Origin of the sequence: Streptomyces sp. ActVer (assembly GCF_027270795.1) — a bacterium.
GTDB lineage: Bacteria > Actinomycetota > Actinomycetes > Streptomycetales > Streptomycetaceae > Streptomyces > Streptomyces umbrinus_A.
Window position 1 is genome coordinate 1 of the sequence record NZ_JAPWHT010000827.1, and the last position, 1,944, is coordinate 1,944.

Consider the following 1,944-nt stretch of genomic DNA (forward strand, 5'->3'; position numbering starts at 1 on the left):
CGCCTGCGGGCCGTCAGGGGCTGGTCGCGCCCACGCGGCGGAGCCGCAAAATGTCACAGCCCCGCGCCCCTTAGGGGGCGCCTGTCGTGCGGGCCGCTTCCAGAAGTGACTGCCAGTCGGGGAGCTTGACCACGCGCCTGCCCAAGGAGGCGCCCAGTTCCGCCTCCGCCCGTTCGATCGCCTGCCAGCCCTCCCACTCGACCGGGTTTAGGCCCGCCGCCCTCAGTACAGCCAGTGGGTCGGGCGGCACCTCGCGCTGCGCGAGCGTGGGCGCGTCCTCCAGGAGTGACGTCACCGTTTCCTTTGCGCAGGGGCGGTTGGTGCCGATGACGCCTGTGGGGCCGCGTTTGATCCAGCCGGCCACGTACTCGCCGGGGGAGACCGAGCCGTCGCGGAGGACGCGGCCCGCGAGGTGGGGCACGGTGCCGAGGCCCGTGTCGAAGGGGAGGCCCTCCAGGGGCACTCCGCGGTAGCCGACCGAGCGCAGGACCAACTGGGCCTCGATGTCCTCGAATTGGCCCGTCCCCCTCACGCCGCCCCGGCCGTCCGGGAGTGTCCGTTCGAAGCGGACGGCGCCCACGCGCCCTCCGTCCGGGAGCAGTTCGACCGGGCGGAGGAAGAAGCGGAGCCGGATCCGTCGGCTGCCGGCGGGGCGTGGCTGTTCGGCCCAGCCGCGCAGTACCTCGACGTTGCGGCGCTGCGCGGCAGGCAGCGCGGAGGGGTCGGCGTACGCCGGGTCGAGCGCCAACTCGGCGGGATCCACGACCACTTCGGTGTCCGGCAGGCCGCCCAGTTCGCGCAGCTCCTTGGTGGTGAAGCGGGCCTGCGACGGGCCGCGCCGCCCCACCACCTGGATTTCCCGCACCCGGCTGTCGGCCAGTGCGGCGAGCGCCGCCTGGGGCATGTCGGTGGGGCTCAGCTCCGCGGCGCCGCGGGCCAGCATCCGGGTCACGTCCACCGCCACGTTGCCCACGCCGATGACGACCGCCGCCCGCGCGCCGACCACGAACCCGTCGGACAGGGAGTCCGGATGCGCGCTGTACCAGGACACGAACTCGGTCGCAGACCAACTGCCCGGCAGCTCCTCGCCGGGCACCCCGAGATGCCGGTCGGTGGCGGCGCCCACGCAGTACACGACCGCGTGGTAGAGCTCCCGCAGCCGGGCGGCAGGCAGCCCGTCCGGGCCGACCAGGACACCGCCGAGGAAACGGACCCGCTCGTGTTCCAGGACCGTACGCAGATTGTTCTGCAGTGACTTGATCTTCTCGTGGTCGGGTGCCACGCCGTAGCGCACCAGGCCGTACGGGCACGGCAGCCGGTCCAGGACGTCCACCCTGACTTCCGGCACCTGGCCCTGCTGGACGAGACCCTGTGCGGTGTACACCCCACTCGGCCCCGAGCCGACGACGGCGACCTGCAGCACGGCTGAACCCCTTCCCCGAGGAGAACGAGGAGATCGCTGGTGCTTCCAGCATCGCACCGCACGGCGCGCCCGGGGAGGGGCGGAACACGGTGCTGCGCCGACGGAGTGCCCCGCCAGGAACGTACGCGTGCCTATTCGCAGTGAATGTGATCATGCGGTTACGTTGAGTATGTGCTGGAAGCATCCTTTCTTAATCTTTTTGATCGATTTGGGCCAGACGGTGTCGTGTCCGTGTGGCCCGCCTGGGAAGTGCGGGAGCGCGGGCAGGAGCGCGACACCGCGACGACGTGGTGCAACGTCCGGCTGTCCTTCGACGACGGCGCCCAGGTCGACGTGCTCGCCGTGGTGTGCGACGGATCCGTCTCCGTCGAGGACGTACGGGCCCGGCCGGCGCTCTCGCTCGACGACCTGGCGGCTCTTCCGGACTGGATCGAGGGTCCGCTCCTGGAGGCGTGCGGGGGCGCGGCGGAACCGGTGGGCGCCGCATTCGCCGACGGGTCTCCGGAGAAGCGGCACGCACG

General features: G+C 71.8%; 2 protein-coding genes. One reads left to right on the top strand and one right to left on the bottom strand.

Going from position 1 to position 1,944, the window contains the following annotated elements:
- Positions 1-70: 70 nt before the first annotated feature.
- Entirely contained in the window at positions 71-1,423 is a 1,353-nt protein-coding gene (locus O3Q52_RS52505) for an FAD-dependent oxidoreductase (RefSeq protein WP_269655455.1), read from the bottom strand.
- A 225-nt stretch (positions 1,424-1,648) separates the two neighbouring features.
- Here O3Q52_RS52505 and O3Q52_RS52510 point away from each other — a divergent pair.
- The coding region (locus O3Q52_RS52510) for a DUF6214 family protein (RefSeq protein ID WP_269655456.1) at positions 1,649-1,944 on the top strand (296 nt) is incomplete at its 3' end.